The 19,866-nt window shown below is 61.7% G+C and carries 23 protein-coding genes; all 23 read right to left on the bottom strand.

The genetic code is table 11. From position 1 onward, the window contains the following. Positions 1–9 precede the first annotated feature (9 nt). On the bottom strand, positions 10–567 hold the full coding sequence (locus DSM104443_RS11455) for a dihydrofolate reductase family protein (RefSeq protein WP_171092327.1): 558 nt from the start codon (positions 565–567) through the stop codon (positions 10–12). Further along, the gene (locus DSM104443_RS11460) at positions 567–1,004 is read right to left on the bottom strand and encodes a lipocalin-like domain-containing protein (RefSeq protein WP_171092329.1); all 438 of its coding nucleotides are present in this window, start codon (positions 1,002–1,004) and stop codon (positions 567–569) included. Before DSM104443_RS11460 ends, DSM104443_RS11455 begins: the two co-directional genes overlap by 1 nt. Positions 1,005–1,066: 62 nt before the next feature. Next, positions 1,067–1,447: a RidA family protein gene (locus DSM104443_RS11465; RefSeq protein ID WP_171092331.1), complete on the bottom strand. Its 381-nt coding sequence runs from the start codon at positions 1,445–1,447 to the stop codon at positions 1,067–1,069. Between the two features lie 55 nt (positions 1,448–1,502). Continuing rightward, positions 1,503–2,081, bottom strand: a complete 579-nt coding sequence (locus DSM104443_RS11470) for a cupin domain-containing protein (protein ID WP_171092333.1) — start codon at positions 2,079–2,081, stop codon at positions 1,503–1,505. A gap of 174 nt (positions 2,082–2,255) precedes the next feature. Continuing rightward, positions 2,256–2,651 (bottom strand): hypothetical protein, encoded by a 396-nt coding sequence (locus DSM104443_RS11475; RefSeq protein WP_171092335.1) that lies wholly within the window; start codon positions 2,649–2,651, stop codon positions 2,256–2,258. A gap of 83 nt (positions 2,652–2,734) precedes the next feature. After that, positions 2,735–3,331 carry a DUF998 domain-containing protein gene (locus DSM104443_RS11480; RefSeq protein ID WP_171092336.1) on the bottom strand — a complete coding sequence of 199 codons (597 nt, stop codon included), beginning with the start codon at positions 3,329–3,331 and terminating at the stop codon, positions 2,735–2,737. Continuing rightward, positions 3,328–3,714 carry an SdpI family protein gene (locus tag DSM104443_RS22180; protein ID WP_425509584.1) on the bottom strand — a complete coding sequence of 129 codons (387 nt, stop codon included), beginning with the start codon at positions 3,712–3,714 and terminating at the stop codon, positions 3,328–3,330. Before DSM104443_RS22180 ends, DSM104443_RS11480 begins: the two co-directional genes overlap by 4 nt. A 58-nt stretch (positions 3,715–3,772) precedes the next feature. After that, entirely contained in the window at positions 3,773–4,264 is a 492-nt protein-coding gene (locus tag DSM104443_RS11490; protein ID WP_171092340.1) for a hypothetical protein, read from the bottom strand. A 104-nt stretch (positions 4,265–4,368) separates the two neighbouring features. Further along, entirely contained in the window at positions 4,369–4,629 is a 261-nt protein-coding gene (locus tag DSM104443_RS11495) for a hypothetical protein (RefSeq protein ID WP_171092342.1), read from the bottom strand. Between the two features lie 850 nt (positions 4,630–5,479). Further along, positions 5,480–5,962 carry a hypothetical protein gene (locus tag DSM104443_RS11500; RefSeq protein WP_171092344.1) on the bottom strand — a complete coding sequence of 161 codons (483 nt, stop codon included), beginning with the start codon at positions 5,960–5,962 and terminating at the stop codon, positions 5,480–5,482. 100 nt (positions 5,963–6,062) lie between these two features. After that, on the bottom strand, positions 6,063–6,323 hold the full coding sequence (locus tag DSM104443_RS11505; protein ID WP_171092342.1) for a hypothetical protein: 261 nt from the start codon (positions 6,321–6,323) through the stop codon (positions 6,063–6,065). A gap of 512 nt (positions 6,324–6,835) precedes the next feature. Next, positions 6,836–7,150 carry a hypothetical protein gene (locus tag DSM104443_RS11510; protein ID WP_171092346.1) on the bottom strand — a complete coding sequence of 105 codons (315 nt, stop codon included), beginning with the start codon at positions 7,148–7,150 and terminating at the stop codon, positions 6,836–6,838. A gap of 1,364 nt (positions 7,151–8,514) precedes the next feature. Next, positions 8,515–8,817, bottom strand: coding sequence for a hypothetical protein (locus DSM104443_RS11515; protein ID WP_171092348.1), 303 nt, complete (start codon positions 8,815–8,817; stop codon positions 8,515–8,517). Between the two features lie 579 nt (positions 8,818–9,396). After that, positions 9,397–9,744: a hypothetical protein gene (locus DSM104443_RS11520; RefSeq protein WP_171088932.1), complete on the bottom strand. Its 348-nt coding sequence runs from the start codon at positions 9,742–9,744 to the stop codon at positions 9,397–9,399. A gap of 1,250 nt (positions 9,745–10,994) precedes the next feature. Then, positions 10,995–11,372: a YbbC/YhhH family protein gene (locus tag DSM104443_RS22185; protein WP_425509587.1), complete on the bottom strand. Its 378-nt coding sequence runs from the start codon at positions 11,370–11,372 to the stop codon at positions 10,995–10,997. A 51-nt stretch (positions 11,373–11,423) separates the two neighbouring features. Then, entirely contained in the window at positions 11,424–11,777 is a 354-nt protein-coding gene (locus DSM104443_RS11530) for a hypothetical protein (protein ID WP_171092352.1), read from the bottom strand. 135 nt (positions 11,778–11,912) lie between these two features. Next, on the bottom strand, positions 11,913–12,197 hold the full coding sequence (locus DSM104443_RS11535; RefSeq protein WP_171092355.1) for a hypothetical protein: 285 nt from the start codon (positions 12,195–12,197) through the stop codon (positions 11,913–11,915). Between the two features lie 177 nt (positions 12,198–12,374). Further along, positions 12,375–12,656 (bottom strand): hypothetical protein, encoded by a 282-nt coding sequence (locus DSM104443_RS11540; RefSeq protein WP_171092358.1) that lies wholly within the window; start codon positions 12,654–12,656, stop codon positions 12,375–12,377. 110 nt (positions 12,657–12,766) lie between these two features. Further along, entirely contained in the window at positions 12,767–13,057 is a 291-nt protein-coding gene (locus DSM104443_RS11545; RefSeq protein ID WP_171092360.1) for a hypothetical protein, read from the bottom strand. 381 nt (positions 13,058–13,438) lie between these two features. Then, positions 13,439–13,804 carry a DUF2750 domain-containing protein gene (locus DSM104443_RS22190; protein WP_171088916.1) on the bottom strand — a complete coding sequence of 122 codons (366 nt, stop codon included), beginning with the start codon at positions 13,802–13,804 and terminating at the stop codon, positions 13,439–13,441. Between the two features lie 621 nt (positions 13,805–14,425). Beyond that, positions 14,426–15,412 carry an NAD-dependent epimerase/dehydratase family protein gene (locus DSM104443_RS11555; protein ID WP_171092362.1) on the bottom strand — a complete coding sequence of 329 codons (987 nt, stop codon included), beginning with the start codon at positions 15,410–15,412 and terminating at the stop codon, positions 14,426–14,428. 2 nt (positions 15,413–15,414) lie between these two features. Continuing rightward, positions 15,415–18,279, bottom strand: coding sequence for a glycosyl hydrolase 115 family protein (locus DSM104443_RS11560; protein WP_171092366.1), 2,865 nt, complete (start codon positions 18,277–18,279; stop codon positions 15,415–15,417). After that, the gene (locus DSM104443_RS11565) at positions 18,260–19,831 is read right to left on the bottom strand and encodes a glycoside hydrolase family 43 protein (protein ID WP_212756627.1); all 1,572 of its coding nucleotides are present in this window, start codon (positions 19,829–19,831) and stop codon (positions 18,260–18,262) included. The genes DSM104443_RS11560 and DSM104443_RS11565 overlap by 20 nt, the downstream gene beginning before the upstream one ends. Positions 19,832–19,866: the final 35 nt, after the last annotated feature.

Here is a 19,866-nt window from a genome sequence, read left to right on the forward strand (position 1 = left end):
ATCTCCGAATCAGCGCGCGCGCCGGTAGTGCATTGCGACCGAGCCGCCGCGGAGCGGCTTCGCCGAGAGCAACTCTAGCCGTCGCGTGCTGGGCAGCCCTCCCTCGTACAGGGTCGGGCCGTGGCCGGCGATCCTGGGGTGGACGAGCAACTTGTACTCGTCGATCAGATCCAGCCGGTCCAGCTCGGCCGCAAGCTTGCCGCTACCGAGGAGCACGCCGTTCGGGGTCGCATCCTTGAGCTTCTGGACGCCCGTGCGCAGGTTGCCGGCGATGGGGTGGCTGTTGGTCCAGGGGAAGTCCTTACGCGTCGAGGACACCACGTACTTCGGCTTGGCCTCCAGCTTGACCGCCCATTCGCGCAACGCCGGCGGTGCCTCCGCGTCGCCACGGGCGACGGCTGGCCAGTAGCCCTCCATCATCTCGTAGGTGACACGGCCCCACAGCATTGCCCCGCTCTCGTCCATGAGGCGGGTGAAGAAGGCGTGTGTCTCGTCGTCGGCGATTCCTTCCTGGTGGTCGACACAGCCGTCCAGGGTGACGTTGATACTGAAGGTCAACAATCCCATTACTTCACGCGCTCCCAGGTCAAGCCGCCCTTGGTCTCGAGCGGCCTGAGGACGATCTTGTCCTCGGACAGAAATTCGTAACGCCTTACGAAGTCGCCAAGCCCGCTCGGGTCGATGTTACCCGCGCGGTTGTGGGTGACCGTTTGCAGCTTCTCGTCAACGGTGTAGGTCCCAAAGTAGGCTGTGTACCCCAGGATCGCGTCCCTTGCCTCATCGGGCGTCGGTGACGTGCCTGCAAATTTCGCGCGCGGGCGATCGGGCATGATCTGCACGGCCATGTTGCCCTTGTCGTCGTAGTAGATGAGGCCGGTAGGCTTTTCTCCGCGAGACTCTTGACGCCGGCTTTCGGTGATCGAGACAAGCCGCCACGTTCCAACCAAGCGCTTCGCGGCGCTCGCCGGCTGAGTGGCCTGTGCAAGGGCCGTGGCTGCGATCAATTGAAGGGCGATTCCAGACACGAACGCTAGTGCGATTCTCCACGGCCCGTTCCAACGCATCGCTAGGCCTCGGCGATCGCCGCAATGGAGACTTTCAAACCGGGGATGCGCACGGGCAGCTTGGCCCCTTGGCGAGCTGGCGGATTGGAAGGGAACCATTTGAGCCACTCCTCGTTCATTCCGGCGAAGTCATCTTCGTCAGCCAGCACCACCGTCGCGCTGACAATCTTGTCGAGGGAGCTGCCTGCTTCCTCGAGGATCGCCTGTATGTTGGCCAGGCATTGTCGGGTCTGATCTTGAATAGTGGAACCACTCAAGGCACCCGTGATGGGATCAGTGGGGGCCGTGCCTGAGACGAACACCAGGCCAGCGGCCTTGACTGCCTGGCTGTACGTCGCCGGCGGTTTGGCTGCCTTCGGCGTGAATACGATTTGACGGGCCACAGTGTTTCCTCCGAACGCCTGGTGATGGTGCTCAAACACGGTTGTGCGATGCGGGTCACTTCGCCGTGCCGCAAGGAGGTCCTCCGTGTCGGCTTTCCCACGCGGCCACCAAAGGATTGGGGCCGACTCTTGTGGTGCTGGGATGCTTCGTAGCGAACACCGCGACCAGGTTGAACGGCTCGGTCCCAACGTTGATGAACGTGTGTGGCACGCCGGCCGGCACCTTGGCTACGTAAGGTGCCTGGACGGTGAATGTCCGGTCGCCGATCCGGTACTGGGCAGTGCCGGCGAGCAAGACGTGCGCCTCTTCTGTGTCGTGCACATGAAGTCCGGGCCCGCCGCCAGGGTGCGTTTCAGAAATGATGAACGAGAGCGTTTCGAACCCGTACTTGTCGCCATCGAGGCGATGCGTGAACTCGCCGGGTACCCGATACCAGTGGTCAAGCTGGTCGAAGGTGAAGGCAAGCGCGTTGGGGTCATGCGCTTTCGCCGGCGGGCGCGTAAAGGCCTCGCAGGGTAGACGTGACTTCGTTGCGGCTGGAGTTTCGCGACTCGCGTCCTGGAGTGGAGCGGGCGTCGGTTGCGCCTTCGACGTGATGGCCGCATCCGAGGCCTGATGTGCAAAGGCGCTCATGCACGTGAGCGAAAGGACAGTCGCAATCGAAAGTACTCTGAATTGATCGTATTTCACGGTTTCGCTCGAGGCGTTGTGAGGCGTCTGCTCAACTACTTGAGCTCCACGTTAAGGTACACGGCATCAACACGATTGTTCTTGTCGAGGTAGAACGCGTTGTTAAGCCTTGGCCCGCTATTGCTGCAAGATTGCACGAAGCGCTCGTAGTGCGAAAACCAGCAAGATCGCAGAACCAATGGCCAGGAACGCTGCGCCGCATGCAACCTTTGCTCCGGTTATAGGACCGAGGCGAGAACCGTTGCTCGTCAATACGCGCGGCCCAAGATAGAACGCGCCAACGGCCGCGTGGACGGCAACGGCGAGAAGTGCACCAAACCAAACCCCGCCCGACCCCATCTGAGCCGTGATGAGGCGCAACGGCAGCAGGAGCAACACCGCAATCGCCGCGTACTTGAGGCAATGCCCCCACTCGATCTTCGTTCTGGCGAGTACGTGGCCTGATACGCGAACAAGGGCCGCGACAAGACCAAACAAGAACAGGAGCGGCAAAAGCTGGAGTGCGAATTCCATTGGCCTAACGTCCCGGTTCAGTGGCGTTACGCTGACGTTCGTGTCTTGGCACTCTACCTCTCATCGTCCGCTGCTACCGGTTGTCAGGCGCCCGCCCGATACACCCAAAAGCCCATCCCGGCCACGCCAGCGAAGATTGTCGTCTCGGCGACGCGCTGAATCAGGCCGCGGAATCCGTGAGGAAAGCTCAAACCCAACAAACAAACGAGCACGAGTGGAACGGCGTACCCCATGACATCGGAAAGCGGCGCCCAGTATGAGCTGAACCTGAGCGTCGAGAAGGCGGCTGCCGCCCCGAGGTATCCAAGGGCACCAAAGACATTGTGGAGAGTATTGCGCCATGTGCCGAAAGCTGGGGCGCCAGAATCGCACCGGAATATCGCGCCGCCAAAGTAGCCCACGCCAACCAGCGAAAGCATCCAAAACACTTCGCTTGATCCTCCTGGGGCCGATTGCGCCGCGACAACCAGAAAGAGCCAAAGCAGGAGTGCGATCGACACAAACCCGACATAGGACACCTGCGCCCCAACTGGCGAGCCTACTTCACCGAGCTCACTTATCGTATGTCGAAGATGGCTATAGCCAGGCTTTCGATTACCGAAGTAGACGGGAACCGCTAAAGCCGTTGCGGCCGTCAGGGCAGCAAGCACTAACGCGACGAGCGGCTGCAGGTCCATCATCTCGGCCCGCCACTGCGCAAGCGTTGAAGATAGACGAAGCAAGCCGCGATGGCTGTGACGAGCGGCAGCAGTAGTACGAGCAGGCCAGCTAGAGATCTCCCCGATGCATATTCGGGCTGAACCAGGAAGACGATCGAGCTCGCCCCTGCAGCCACGAAGAGTGCGAACCCCGCAAAACGATTTGCTCGGAACCAAAGGTCGCGATTGCCAAGGGTTTCCCGCGTCCGGAAACCGTAGAGCCGATTGGGAGGGACGAGTCCGAGCATGAGGGGGATGCTCGCGACGAGGATGATCCCGCACGGAACCAGTAAGGAGATGGGTGCGTTCACGAGGTATTCGATGACGCCCAACGACCGAGTTGAGCGGCTGGACACGACGCCCATTCGCAACGACGCAGCGCGCCACGAAGGTTCACGGTCCGCTCCAGCGCGTTGTTAGGCGTCACGGGGACTTCTTCTCACATCGCGCAACAAAGGCGGTGAGCCCGGAAAATATCAAGTCGTAAGTCGGTGGACTCAAAGACTGCGAAATGAGCTGCTCTCCTCTTCGCGCAACACGAAGCACACTGAGGCCCCTTTCGGTGTAGGAGAGCGAATCGAGACTGTCTTTTGTGTACTCTCGGCTTTGCAACACCGAGGCGAACGACGCGGCTTCGGGGATACGCTTAAGCCACTCGGAGTGCTCTTCGACAAGAGCTGGTTCACCTATTAAGGGGTGTATGCGAGCGAGCTCCGCGCGAGCAAACGCCTCCTGGATGGCCAAGTGATGACACCGCCCGTCGTTCTCGGCCATCGCGAGCACAAGCGCATTTCGCTCTCCCTCGAAGAGATCTCCACGCGTTTGAACCTTGGCACGGTGCGCAAGGATGGCGCTAATCACAGCAACTACCGCCGCAAGTGCCGCGATTCCCGCTTTCAACGTTTCGCTGTCCACGCTGCCTCCGTGACGCCTAACGATCAAGTTGAGCGGCCGGGCACGATACCCGTTCGCAAAGAAACTGCGCGCCACGCTGGTTCACGGTCCGCTCCAACGCGTTGTTAGGCTGCATCGACCGGTACATCGCGGACCCAACCGCGCACCCAGCTGACCAACGCAGGTACGTCTACAAGATGATCTTGCTTTTGGCCCACGGCATGAAGGATCTGGGCCCGCGCCAATTGAACTTGCTTAAGTTGAGGGTATGGCACGCCCTCCAATGCCTCCGCGTGGCCAAGGAGCTCGCTAGCAAATGCGGCCAACGTCGTTCGCCCCTTCTCAAGGTCGTCAGTGAGCGTCGCGATGCGGGCGACGATGGTCATGTTCGACACTGTATCTCCTGCAGCCTAACGACCAAGTTGAGCGGCCGGGCACGACACCCGTTCGCAAAGACACAGCGCGCCCCGATGGCTCACGGTCCGCTCCAACGCGTTGTTAGGCATCACCATGTCGCACGTTCCCGTTCCCCTTCGTCGACATTCGCGGAAAAGTCTGCTGGCTTCGAAACTCGAAGCGCGCCACTCCTCTCGAATCGCCGCAGCGCGAGCTGCGCTGGCCAGGTTTTCATGGGGTTCCATATGACCAGCTCAACGTGACCCCGGCGATCCATGGTGACGGAGAAGCCAGGGCTTCCATTAAATTGTGGCGAGGCTCCCTCAATCTGCGCGGATAGATCTGCAAGGATGCGGAACCGCTCCGACTGCGATGTCGTTTCCAAGAACTCAAAGGATGCGCCCCATCCGTACACTGGTGATGCCTAACGACCGAGTTGAGCGGCCGGGCACGACGCCCGTGCCGCGGCCAGACGCGGCCCGCGATGTACCCCGGTCCGCTCCAACGCGTTGTTAGGCATCCGAGTCTCCCACTAAGTTTGAGATCGAGATAGTTTGCCCTCGAGCTGCTCCAGCAGCTCGTCCAACCGCGGTGCCAAGCCACACGAGCAGACCCTTCGCTGATCGGGCCAGGAGTTCGCATCAATCCCTGGGCAGGAGGGATCATGTTCTGCGTAGGTCAGAATGAATCTTCGGAGCTCTTCGACAAATAGGTCTGCCATGGCCGACTCGGATGCCTAACGACCAAGTTGAGCGGCCGCACACGCTGCCGCTTCGCGCCTGAGAGGCGCGCCCCGATTTTCCACGGTCCGCTCCAACGCGTTGTTAGATTGCGCCATTGCTATGCCGACCTCTTCGGAAGGGCCACAACCTTGGCCAATGCCGTTTCCAATGGCACGGCGCGGAAGTGAAACGGAAACCAGTACTGCCCCTTGAAAGAGACGATGCCCGATATCTCGTAGGTGCGCGATTTCTCCATAGGCACGAAGCGCGCACTGAGTTGACTTCCGGATGAAGAGTCACTGGCAAGCAGCTCAAGAGTCGGCCCGCGCATCGACATGCGCCCGGAGAGAACACCAACGCCGGTTGCGGTAACGGTGGCGTCGGCCTGGGACTGCGACGTATGGTCTCGGCTGAGCTCGACGCGGAATGCGTAGGCAGGGCGATCAGAATGCGTCTGCCACTTTCCCTCGAGGACGAGTGCGTTCGGAAAGGACTCCGCCTCGAAGTGAGCTTCGAGCGGCAAGTGCGTGCTGGACGCGCTAAGGCCGTGCGACCCATGCGCGTGATAGGTCCCTACTTCGATGACGTTCAAATTCAGCACGTCTGGCGCAATCTAACGATCAAGTTGAGCGGCCGGGCACGATACCCGTTCGCAAAGAAACTGCGCGCCACGCTGGTTCACGGTCCGCTCCAACGCGTTGTTAGGCTGCATCGACCGGTACATCGCGGACCCAACCGCGCACCCAGCTGACCAACGCAGGTACGTCTACAAGATGATCTTGCTTTTGGCCCACGGCATGAAGGATCTGGGCCCGCGCCAATTGAACTTGCTTAAGTTGAGGGTATGGCACGCCCTCCAATGCCTCCGCGTGGCCAAGGAGCTCGCTAGCAAATGCGGCCAACGTCGTTCGCCCCTTCTCAAGGTCGTCAGTGAGCGTCGCGATGCGGGCGACGATGGTCATGTTCGACACTGTATCTCCTGCAGCCTAACGACCGAGTTGAGCGGCCGGGCACGATGCCCATTCGCAGAGACACAGCGCGCCACGATGGTTCACGGTCCGCTCCAACGCGTTGTTAGACAATGACCCTCCAAGACCTGAGCAAGCCCTCAACTGCGAGGGGCAGGTACTTCACGATGAACCAAAGTGCCGCACACGTGGATAGGACGATCAGAAGGTTCCATTGGCGCTGGCGGATTCCGACCACGCACAGCCCCACCGCAATTGATGCGGCCACTGCGCCTTCGACCATTGCCACCCGCCACCAGAAACCTAGCTGCATGTGCTGGCCGTGCTCGTAGAAATACCACCGCGCTGCAATCCACGGCATCCACGCAAGTGTCGCTAGAACGACGATCCAAATCGTTCGCCGCTGCGTCGTCATTGTCTAACGACCGAGTTGAGCGGCCGGGCACGATGCCGACTCGCAAGGAAACAGCGCGCCACGATGGTTCACGGTCCGCTCCAACGCGTTGTTAGAAGGCAGCATTATTTCGACCTCTTAGTGTCTGTACGAAGACAACGGCCAGTGCAATGGCGATTCCCCAAAACACACTGTTGGCCATGACCAACGCGAAGGCCTGAGCTCTCGGGAAGTGCAGAGCCGGTTCCCAGAGAGAGGTTAACGGCTGAAACAGGACTTGGGAAACGCGCCAGGCTAAGGTCGCAAACAGCGAGGTCCGCGTCCCATCTGCGGCGGGACTTCCGCTCGCAATTGCGGCACCCCATGTCAATAGGAAGTGCGCAGTCGCCACGAGGACGGAGATGATCGCAAACTTCTTCGCCGTCATGCTGCCTTCTAACGACAGAGTTGAGCGGCCGAGCACGATGCCCGTTCGCGACGACACAGCGCGCCACGATCGTTCACGGTCCGCTCCAACGCGTTGTTAGGCATCAAGCCATTCATCGTTATATACCGGCGCTCCGATCACGGGCCTGCTGCCGCAGACTTTGAACCATTCGCCAGATCCCCCAGCAAAACAACAACTCGACCGATACGAGGGTAAAGGCCAGAAAGAAGAGCACGTCCTTTCCCGCATGCGCCGCCAACCCCGTAAGAAGTAGGACTGGGAATGGGATCAGGAATAGCACGCCGAGCGCCTGACGGAGCGGTTTGGACTCGAACGGTGGATATCCCGCCCAGACGCAGGCCACAGTCGCGGCAATCAGGGCGATGACCGCTAGTCCAATGATCGTCCGTTTCACCGACGTTCCCTTGATGCCTAACGACCGAGTTGAGCGGCCGGGCACAGCGCCCGTTCGCAAAGACACAGCGCGCCACGATGGTTCACGGTCCGCTCCAACGCGTTGTTAGATTGCACTCTTCTCGACACTGAACAGCCCATTGGTGAAGTGAAGAGTCCCACCATCAAGAAGGTGATCGCTCGGCGAGCCGTACGTGAATGGAAATCCGTCAATCTCCACGATTCGCAATTGTTCAGGAAGCGTTTCTGAGTCATAGCACCCCAGGCCCCAGTGTGGATCGAGCGTGCGCCATTCGCCCGTTTCAGCATTTCCCTCCTGCGCCCCGACGGCCCACCACAACGCAAAGACGGGGCGGCTCAGTCCGCTCGTGGACTTAAGCTGCTCAAGCACAGCTCGTGCGCTCGGTGCTAGCTTGAGATTTGGCGGAGATGGATCCAAGTGCAATCTAACGACCAAGTTGAGCGGCCGGGCACGACGCCCATTCGCAAAGACACAGCGCGCCACGATGGTTCACGGTCCGCTCCAACGCGTTGTTAGACAGCACCATTCTGCAGCGCGATCACCAAAAGCTAAATGCGCCCGAAAAGATGGCCGCAACCAGAATGGCGAAAACGGCTGCGAAAGCTAATCCGCACGCCGCACCATATCTTCCGCGAAATGACGCGGTGCCGAGAAGGACAAGTTGAATCATTGGCACCAAGAACATAAACCCCGGTATGACAACTACGCAGACAAGGGCGAAAGCTCCCGGGCCCACGTTGCCCAGGAAGGCTAGGCCCGTCAGCACAATAGCGAATAGAGGACCGGGCAACCACCACAATGATCGTCTCGCGGAAGCGTTCATTTGGTGCTGTCTAACGACCGAGTTGAGCGGCCGGGCACGACGCCCATTCGCAATGACACAGCGCGCCACGATGGTTCACGGTCCGCTCCAACGCGTTGTTAGACGTCAACAGTTTCCGACCTTGCCATGATTCTCAAAAATGCGTTGACCACAAACGGTCGCTATATCGGAAAGCTCGCCGAGGAAAGCATTCCAACCACCAATCGAGTCAAAGCCAGTCACATAGCGATCGCCCCAGGCTTTGGGATGACACATGGTGATGACCTTGTCGCAGGCGCTCTGCGCCATTGCGGGTGTGGTCGCCGTACTCACGGCACGACTAACGGACTCCCAAATGTCAGATGCGTCGGCAGAACGCTCTAACGGCGCAACCTTCACCAGCAGCGGTTCCAGCTCCGGGAATCTCATGTTGACGTCTAACGATCAAGTTGAGCGGCCGGGCACGACGCCCATTCGCAAAGACACAGCGCGCCACGATGGTTCACGGTCCGCTCCAACGCGTTGTTAGAACGCACCTTCACGACTCGACTCATACCACCGGTCTCCTTCGCCCGTGAACAGCCAGTAAACTGCCACAGCTTCACAGGCTGTGCGCACCAAGAATGCCCCGATCGCAAGGGCAGACTCCTCAAGGTTCTCGGGGTACAGATCATCTACGATCAGGCCGCCGAGGAACCAAAGCAAGAGCAGGTATCGGGCCCAGTTCCTGCGGCGAGCTGCAATGAACACGCAGGTCGCAAAGCCAATCGTTGGGCCAACAACGAAAATATCCAGACGACTTGGTGCTCGCGACAGATCGATGGGCAATTGGGCGAGACCGATGGCGATCGAGGCGCAGAGTAGAACTACGGCGTTTCGGACGCTTGTGGGTGCACCACGGTCGACAGTCAAGGTGCGTTCTAACGACCAAGTTGAGCGGCCGGGCACGACGCCCGTGCCGCGGGCAGACGCGGCCCACGATGTACCCCGGTCCGCTCCAACGCGTTGTTAGCTGGCAATGCCATTGCGGCACTCCTTGCCCTTGGTGGATGCAACCTCGATCACAGCACCACGGGGATTGACCGTGACCCACGCTGCGGAAGGCTCCCCGGAGACTCTCTCGTCGAGTGGAAAGGACACTATGAACTGGAGGGGACAACCACGGGCGTCATAGACGAGCGTGCAGCGCTCGCCGCTCCAGCCACACTTGTCGGGGAACAGCTCCCCCGCGATTCGTCGCATGTCGTTGCTCGGGACCTTGGCGCGCTTGGCGTGCTCGTCGTCGCCCAAGGAAGGGCCAGATGCCAGCAGCATGGCGAGGGCGAGAAGTGAGGCGACCGTAGTTGGAGCGCTCATTGCCAGCTAACGACCAAGTTGAGCGGCCGGGCACGACACCCATTCGCAATGACACAGCGCGCCACGATGGTTCACGGTCCGCTCCAACGCGTTGTTAGATTGCACCTGCCCCTCCCTCAAGGCGCTCCGGTCGATAGTAGTACTGGCACTTTGGACAATGAAACAGGCCAGGGCCCGGGGGCTGCTTTTCGCGAGTACGGAAGATGAGAATGCCAATCGCCACCGCTGCGATGCCGCCCAAGACTGAGGATAGGGCGTACTTCGCATCGACTGCGCATGACACTGCGCCCGCGGTGAGGGCCGCGACAATCCAGCCCGCAAACTCGCCGCCGATCCACGCAAGGGTGCCGGTTTGCTTGGGCGGTGGCAGATACCGCAAATCGGTCGAACACTTTGGACAGATCTTCGGAGCCACGGTGTTTGGGTGCAATCTAACGACCAAGTTGAGCGGCCGGGCATGACGCCCATTCGCAAAGACACAGCGCGCCGCGACCGTTCACGGTCCGCTCCAACGCGTTGTTAGGTTGCAGTCGCATGGTTGCTCTATAGCTTGTGGCCGCACTTTGGACACTCTTTCGGTACCGGAAAGAGGATGAGCACATGACTTTTGACGGTGACTCCAAATGCCTTCTGGGCTCCAATCAGGACACATTTGCCGCACTTGGGGCATGCGACCAAGACTAGAGCTGCGACGCCAAACATGACGGTGAATATGAGCCCGGTGGCAAAGGCCCCCGAGACCTGCACGGTAAGCACCACGAACACCACTGCTGCTACCAAGGTGATGGCATAGGTAAGCAGAAGTCTTTGTGAAATTCTTCTCATCGATGAAATTTTCGGAGACGTTCGCGCTGCAACCTAACTTACAAGTTGAGCGGCAGGTGGCCAAAGCGCGGAGCGCGTTGGCCACACTCCTGTCCGCTCGAACGCGTTGTTAGGCCTCGCCGCCTCTAGATCGATGCTCAAGGCATCTCTTGATCGGAGCGTCGGCCTATCAATTCGCGTCGCTGGATGAGACTGCGCGCCATCGATGCCCCCACGTTCAAAGCCTCCCGCAGGGCGCTGCGCTTTTGCATTAATGCGGCTCACGAAGTCCCCGTTGACCGATTGGAATTTTCGACGGCTCATCGCCTAACTCTCTGCGGCGTAGCGCCTAACGACCGAGTTGAGCGGCCGGGCACGATGCCCATTCGCAATGACACAGTGCGCCACGATGGTTCACGGTCCGCTCCAACGCGTTGTTAGAAGGCCTACTTGCCATGAGTCACTCGCAAGACGCGACCATCTTTCTTTGAGATTTCGATCTCGGCGACTCCACCCAGCTGGTAAGCGGAGGGTAGTGAGCCGACCACTGTCCAAACGTCACCCTTCAGCACTGCGCTATAGGGCTTTTCCTGCTCGATCTTGTCACGACCGTAAATTGGACTCCACACAGCAACCGCAATTTGCACTGCGGTTTCGGCATCGGGGACGTAACCATTGGGCGGAACGTAATTGTGAGGCCGCGGTTGCTGAGCTGCGACCAAACTGGCTGCCAAGAGGATCGATGCGGGTGCGAGCTGAGAGAGTCGCATTGCTTCGCGTAGGCCTTCTAACGACCGAGTTGAGCGGCCGGCCCCAATGGCCATTCGCAAAGACACAGCGCGCCACGATGGTCCACGGTCCGCTCCAACGCGTTGTTAGACAGCATTGAGCCACTCCTCGGTTTGCGGGTCATAGGGCTCAAGATCCCCGCCGTCAGACAGTTCGCAGGCATCCTGCAGCGCTTCAAATACGGCATCGCTTCCGCTGTCCGACGTCGGCACGGTGAATGATATTTCGGAGGAGTGAACTGCGACAGTGATGGTGCTTCCGCCCGCGAGCTTCACGAAGCTGCGCCTGCCGGACGATGCGCCTTCAGGGGCGTAGCCAAAGCTCGATAGACGCGCGATGAATGCGTCGACAATAGAGGTGGGTAGTCCGATCTTTTCGCCGTCGTCCAACGCATCGCCATCGGCGTGCGTCTGACGGATAGTCGGGTGATACAGGTACACCGTGTGACTCATGCTGTCTAACGACCGAGTTGAGCGGCCGGCCACGATGCCGCTTGCCGCATGCAGAGCGAGCCAACCGCCGGTTGGCAACCAGGGTGCGGCCCACGGTAGTCCGCGGTCCGCTCCAACGCGTTGTTAGCTGGCATGTAACTCACGGGCCCGTTGGACGAACCGGAGAAAGGCGAGCCGATAGCCACAATGGCTGCAGAATTTGTCGATGCCTGGCGATGCATCAGAAACAGCCCGAGAAACGTTCATTTTCGAGAGGCCGAGCTTGCTCTTGGGCGGCAGACCGAAGAACTCGGGATTGTAGGAGGAAAAGTCGACGTCACAGAAGTTGCAGAGTGTTAGCCGAAGCCCCGAAAAGACCTCGTATTCCGTGAAGTGGTGCTTCTCGTCGCGCCAGTGCGCCAGCTCCACAGGGTCTCCGCCGCACTCGTGGCACGGAGCGACGTCTCGAACTTCGAGAGCGCCATTGCACAAGGGGCACTGCGTTTCCTTCATGCCAGCTAACGACCAAGTTGAGCGGCCGGGCAGGACGCCCATTCGCAAAGACACAGCGCGCCACGATGGTTCACGGTCCGCTCCAACGCGTTGTTAGATTGCACCGCGTTCACCCCGTTTGCACTGGAAGATGACTTCGTACGCCTTCCCGGCCACGGCGTCATCCAGGAGACACACGAATGCGTCGTGGAGCGATTGCGGCACCCCGCTCGTCCGGAAACGCTCGAGTAACTCGCGGATGACCGCCTTGCGACGGTCGTCGGGAGCGGACAGGAGCATCTCGAGTGTTTCGTTCATTGCGGCGTCTTCGCACGCGGCCACGAGCATTGTGACGAAGCCGTCGATCTCAGCGTAGGTCTTCGGAACTAAGGTCATGGCTCGAGGTGCAATCTAACGATCAAGTTGAGCGGCCGGGCACGACGCCCATTCGCAAATACACAGCGCGCCGCGTTGGTTCACGGTCCGCTCCAACGCGTTGTTAGGCGTCATGCGAGCACTATCGTATATCTGAGAACTGCGGCGAGCGAACCCGCGATGATGAGTGCCGCCCCGGTCGCAACGGCGATTCCCTGAGGCCACGTGAGCGTGGGGGCCTGCCAAGTGCGCTGTGCCGACGTGAAGTCGTAGTGGAAGGAAGCGATCATCCATAGAACCGCGCCGGCAATGATGATGTACAGCGAGACAGAGAACATTGCTCCCGCTGCGACGACAAGGATGGATACGGCCGAGACCCAGGCGATGACCCTTTGATCGCGCATGGAAAACGGTCGATCCATGACGGCTAACGACCGAGTTGAGCGGCCGCACACGCTGCCGCTTCGCCCCTGAGAGGGGCGCCACGCTGGATCACGGTCCGCTCCAACGCGAAGTTAGAACGCTGGCCCACTAGCTGAGTGCACATGGCTGTATTTTGCCCAAACTTGCGCCGATGGTCTTGCTCAAGAGCTCGGCGCAATGGGGATGATCGCGCTCCGCTGAGCGGCCCCGTGGCACGGCGGCGGCATGAGGTGATCTGAAAAGCGTTGTGGTCGTGAGCCACGAGTGATTGGTGTTCGACTTTGCCTGCGATCTAACGACCAAGTTGAGCGGCCGGGCACGATGCCCATTCGCAAAGACACAGCGCGCCGCGATAGTTCACGGTCCGCTCCAACGCGTTGTTAGACAGCACCATTCTCGATGTACCCCTCAATGCACGTTCTGACCCACGGAGCATCGAGGTCGTAACCCGTCACGTTCTTTCCGCTCCAATTTACTCCGACCAGGTACCCATCGCGAGCGAGCTCGGGAAGCCATTTGTCACGAAACTCTTCCCAAGAAATCTTCTCTGCTTCGAACCCGGCGTAGTCGGGGGCGATTTTCTTGATTCGATCTATTCGCGACTTCGACGACCAGAAGGGCTGCGCTCGTTGTCCTGTTCGAGTCTTCGGCGCGGGATACCCGCCAGAATCGCGGATCGTCCAAACGACGCGATTCTTTGCGACTTCCCGATAGAACGTGTGCGCCTGCGATGCGGACTGTCCCATGGGTGCTGTCTAACGACCGAGTTGAGCGGCCGGGCACGATACCCGTTCGCAATGACACAGCGCGCCACGGTGGTTCACGGTCCGCTCCAACGCGTTGTTAGATTGCATGCTCATTCAAGAGTGAGCTTGGCGCCGATGCCCCGAGTATCTACGTTCACAATATGACAGGGAAGGCTCGTAGCCGGCTCAAGTTGGCACCACCGCACCCACGCGCAGGAGCAAGCGGTCGAGATCCGCTTGCTTTGACCGGCGCCCAACCTCTCGCGCTGAAGAAAGGCGCGACGCCTGAGCATCTCGTCGTGTTCCGATGTTCGAGCTTCCGCTTCGGAGCAGTATCCAGAGGACTCGTACGCAATATCGTACTTCCGAAGGTTCTCAACTTCGAAGATGCACGCGTGGTCAATGATGGGCTGCGACTTGACCTGAGCCCAAGACGGCAGTGCACCGCCAACAAGCATCAATATGCACAGCGCTCGCAGCATGCAATCTAACAAGATATGGATGGATGAACTGCAGGAAAAATCGCCATCTTGTCCTCTAAAACAATATTCGGAACGGCGGAAGTGCCTGTCAAGCCAGCGGAATTGCTGGAACCAATGTTAAAACGAAAAGGGAAACGCATCACCCCTTCCCGCCCAGCGCAACACCAAGCTCCGCCTCGTGTCTCAACAGGAGCTCGACCAGCGCATCGTCCCGAGGCTCCCCCGCGCAGTCCCGAACGAGGCTGTGCTCGAGCATGTGCTGCACGGTCTCTTCCATCATGGAACGCAGCGTCGCCCGGGGCTGATATTCGAGCCGCGAGACCGCCTTCGCGTTGCTATACGGACGGTGCCAGTTGAATGCCGACGGCGACTCAACGTAGCGCTGGAACACCTGCGATGAAACCGCGACGATCCGCAGCTCCACGCCGAGGATCCGAGCGATCGTCTCGTAGTAGTCGCGCTGCGTCACGGTCTCGGCGCCCACGGCGTTGAAGATCTCGCCATCGGCCCCACTGCGATCCAGCGTCGCCAGGATCCAGCTCGCGACGTCCAGCGACCACACGGGGGTCATCAGGTTGCGGCCCCCGTCGATGGCGGGAATAGGCTTGCCCTTGCGGATGCGATCGACCAGGTACGGGCTGCGGCTCCAGAGGCTCGTGGTGAGGTACGTTCGTCCGAGCATGTGGCTGGGTCGAATGACAGTAGCGCGCCGTCCCAGACCCGAAAGCACGATGCGCTCGCATTCGGCCTTCGCGGTCGCGTACGGAGTCACCGGATGCGGATCGCGCTCCTCGGTAACGGGCATGCCGCCGACGTCCTCGCCATAGACGTCGACCGAGCTCACCAGCACGACGCGGCGTGCGCTCGGAAACAGGTCGACCAGGTCCTGCGCTTGTGCGGGCTGGAAGCAGATCGCGTCGACCACGGCCTCGGGTGAGAACGCGTCCAGGGCCTTCGCCTCCGAGCGCAGCGCCGTGCGATCGGCCTGCAGCACTCGAACGCCGGGCGGCGCAGCGACCGGACGGCGGCCGCGGGTCACCACCATCACCTCGTGGCCCTGCGCGAGTGCAGCCTCGACGACGCGATGCGCCATCGAGCCCGTGCCGCCAAGGACGAGGACACGCACGCCTAAAGCTTCGGGCTCTCGGGAGGGCCCAAGTAGCTGGGCTGCAACCCGCCCGTGTCCACGATGAGCTTCTGCAGCACAAGGCCCGGATCGAGCATCCAGTACTTGAGCGTGTGGGCTCCGGGCTTCGCGACGACGTGCTTCGTCACATGGACAGCCACGCCATCCGCAACGGTCTTGTCCCAATAACGACGCGACTCGTCGACATGCATGTTCACGATCTGCGGCGGCTCGTCGTCGAAGGAGACGGCGAAACGCAGGCCCTCGCCCGGCTGGAACTTCTGCGTCGGCGCGAGCGTGGCATGCACCGTCACCTCACCTGCCGTGAAGAGATGCAGGTCGTAGTCGAGCCGCATGGCCGCGGACGCCGAAAGTGACGGCGCTTCCACCGGCAGCGGCATCACGCCCGAACCCGTGCGCCCATGGTCGGGCACGCGACGCCACTCGCGGCCCGGTGGTGCGATCGCACGCGTGAAGTGATCCGCGTCGATCGAGACGACACCGCGTGTCTCGACGAACCCCGCTCCCCGTGCCGGCAGGTTCTCCGCGGGCTTGTTCACGGGGACACGCAGCGTGACCTTGCGATCGTCCGGGCCCGTCACGGTGATGGTCGCTTCCTTCGTCCCGGGCGGCACGTCCTCCCAACGCGCGCCAACCTCGATGCGCACCTCGCGATCGACCCTCCCCTCGGAGGACGACAGCGTCACCCAAGGCTCGCTCGCCGTGACGCGATACGCGAAGGACTGCTCGCCACGATTGAACACCTCGAAGTAGCGCGTGGATCGCTCGAACGCATCGAGCGCCGGAAACGACAGGCGATTGGCGCTGCGCCCCGGCCATGCCCATTCGGTGCCCTCCACCGCCACGCCCATCGACGGCGCGGCCGGAACCTGCAGCTCGCTCACGGCCGGCATGACGTTACGCGGCGGATCGTTCCAGTAGGTGTAGCCCAGGTGCGTCTGCGACATCATGTGGTTCCACTTGCCACCCGCGATGTCCTGGTGGAAGCGACGCACGAGCTCGGCGTCGAGCGCGAAGAGAGCGCGCGCGTCGCGAGCCAGGTCGTTGGTCGAAGCCCGGCCCTGCGTCGCGTACAGCCGGTTCTTCGCGGCGGTCACGTAGAGCTCGTTCACCACCGCCGCCGCCTTCACGGGATAGAGCACGAGCTGGTAGAACGCATCGCGGTATTGCGGGGGCAGCGCAGCGCTCACCGTCTCCGCGCGCTGTGCGATCGCGTTGTACTCCGCGACGATTCGCTCCGCCTCGCGGTAGTTGGCGAGGGAGTACGTCGCGGGATCCAGCATCTCGGGCTTCCGCCGGCCGTTGTACTTGGTGTACTTGGCGACGAGGTCAGCAATTTCCACCGCGTGCGCCGCGCCGAACTCGCGCTCAGCCCAGAGCTGGAGGAACTCCTGGAGGCGCGACTCCGGCCAGCGCTCCGGATTCCATGCGTACTGCAGGAAGAACTCGATCGGCACTTCCATCGGCTTCAGGTCGCCGACGTTCACGATCCACAGCTTCGTCGCACCGTACTTCCACGCGAGGTGCATCTGCTCCCAGACCTTGGGCAGCGGCGTCACGTTGATCCACTTGTAGTTGCGCGGGCCGCCCACGTAGTCGAAGTGGTAGTAGACACCAGCCCCACCGGGACGCGCACGCTCCGCGGGCGTGGGAAGCCGCCGGATGTTGCCCCAGTTGTCGTCGCACCAGAGTGTCAGCACGTCGTCGGGCACGCGCATGCCCTTCTCGTAGTACTCCTGCACCTCCTTGTAGAGGGCCCACACCTGCGGTGCACGTTCGCCTTCCTCGGTGAGGATGCGGCGCTGGTCGGCCACGATGCGCTCCAGCAGCGCCACGTTCGCGTCGCGCGACATCGGCTCGTCGCCGTCGCCGCGCATGCCGAGCGTCACGACCTTCTCATAGGGCTTCGTGCCTCGAATGCCGCCGCGCCAGAAGTCCTGCAGCCGTTCCGAGTTGGTGTCGTAGTTCCACGGCCCCTTGTCGCCGCCACGGTGCCACTCGGCGTGCGCGCGCATCATCGGCTCGTGGTGCGACGTGGCCATCACGATGCCGTACTCGTCGGCGAGGCGGCCGTTCTCCGGGTCGTCGGCGAAGAAGGCCGTCGGCGGCCACATCGCCGGCCAGAGGTAGTTGCCGCGCAGCCGCAGGATCAGCTCGAAGACGCGCTCGTAGAACTTGTGGTTGTACCCGCCAAATTTTTCCCTGGTCCACCCGGTGAGCGCCGGCGCCTCGTCGTTGAGGAAGATGCCCCGGTACTTCACGACGGGCTTGTCCTGCACGCGCGTTCCCGCGGGCACGAAGATCTGCTTGCGCGGTGTCACCGGAACATCAGCCCACCACGCCCAGGGAGAAATGCCCATCTGCTCCGCGAGCGTGTAGATGCCGTAGATCGTGCCGCGCCTGTCGCTCCCGGCGATGACGATCATCGGCTGGCGGTCGTTCCACGGCGAGGTGATCACCTGGATCACGAAGCCTTCCCACTGGCCGCGGATGGCGGAGACGTCGATCGCGCCCGATTGAGCCAGGCCGTCGATGAAGCCGCTCTTGCCGAGCGTGCCGATCAGGATCGCGCCAGGGCCGAATGCCTTGGCGCCGCGCATGACTCCGGGATTCTGGCCGGTGAGGCGTTGGATGTCCGATGCGAGGCCCTGTGCCGCACGCACGACGCCTTGGTCCTCGCCGCTGTCGGTGACGAGCGTCGCGACGTAGTCGCCGTTGGCGATGGCCACGGCGCCGGGCGACGGCGTGAAAGCGACGAAGGGTTTTTCGCCGAGCGCATGCGCCGGCAAGACGCTTGCAAACGCGAGCACCGCGGCGAGCAGCGCCCTACTCGTCCAGCGGCTCATAGTCGAACCAGGCGAAGTCGGCGGGCGGCATCGGCTGCGGTCCGCTCGCATACATCCCGAAGTAGACGCCGGTGAAGCCGCCGGCCTTCTCGGATGACATCGGCTGCGTCGGTGCGGATCCCACGGCGCGCGTCGTACCCGCACGCGATCGAACGGAAAATTCATAGCGATCCTCGAAAGCTTCCACCTGCAGTGTCGTCGGACCGGCCTCGATCGTTTGGGTCGCCACGATCTTCGTCACGCCCCCGACGCGCGTCACGAGCTCCACGCGGCGAGCTCCGGCACCCGTCACGCGCAGCTCGTAGTGGTTCTCTTCGTTCTGCCGCAGCACGAGGCCCGCGACCTGGCCCTCGGCCGTGGGATCGAACGTCACTTCCGTGGCAGCACGCACGCGGAAGTGTTCCTGGCGGCGGGCGACGAAGGCCGGCGTCGCAACGTCGTTCAACGTGTGGACGCTCCCCTTGAGGCGAAGCATCCCCGGACGCTCCGTAACCGACCAGAGCGCGGTGGCGGGTCCGCGCAAATGCACCCATTGAAGACCGAGACGCGTGGCATCGAAGTCGTCGCGGACCCGCTCACGCGGCCAAGGCGAAGACGCCGGCAATCCCGTCACCGTCATCGACAACTGGAGCGGCTGGTTGCCGTTCACGACCGGCCAACCGTTCGCGTCCCACGTCACGGGCGCGAGGAGTGTCTCCCGGCCGATGTGGTGATTGCGTGCGACCGGTCGGATGCCGAGCAGCACCGTCCACCACGTGCCGGCGTCGGTCTGCACCAGATCCGCATGGCCGACCGCTTGCAGAGGCAACTCGGGCTGCGACTTGTGCGTGAGGATCGGATTCGCGGGGTTTGCCTCGAAGGGACCCCACGGTGACTTCGAGCGCGCGACGGTGAGCATGTGGCCGTATGACGTGCCGCCCTCGGAGATCAGCAGATAGTAGGTGCCGCCGACCTTGTAGAGGTGTGGACCCTCGGGCCAGATGCCGCCGGTGCCGGACCAGATGAGCCGCGGCTCCTCGGAGAGCTTTCCGGTCGCGAGATCGATCTCCGCTTGATAGACGCCGCCATTCCGCCCGCCGCCATGCCGCGTGTAGTACACCTTGCCGTCGTCGTCGAAGAAGAGCGACGGATCCATCGACCATTCCTTCTGCTTGATCCACGTCGGTTCGGACCATTCGCCCGCCGGGTCCTTCGTGGTCACGTAGAAATCGCCACCGTTGTCGATGTTGCTGGTGATCATGTAGAAGGTGCCCGCGTGGCAGCGGATCGTCGGCGCGAAGATGCCCTTCGACGCCTTCTGCCCCTTCAGCGGCAACTGGCTCTCGCGCGTGAGCGCATGCCCCACCTGCCGCCAATGCACGAGGTCGCGCGAGTGGTACACGGGCACGCCGGGGAAATACTCGAAGCTGCTCGTGACGAGGTAGTAGTCGCTGCCCGAGCGGCAAACGCTGGGATCGGCATGGAAGCCGGTGAGAACGGGATTGCGATATTCCTTCGGTGATGGCACCGACGCGCACCCCGCCAACATGATCGCGCCCATCACCATCGCCATTCCCAAAACCCGAATTCCTCCGTGTTCTCCGTGTT

Source organism: Usitatibacter rugosus, assembly GCF_013003965.1.
Taxonomy (GTDB): domain Bacteria; phylum Pseudomonadota; class Gammaproteobacteria; order Burkholderiales; family Usitatibacteraceae; genus Usitatibacter; species Usitatibacter rugosus.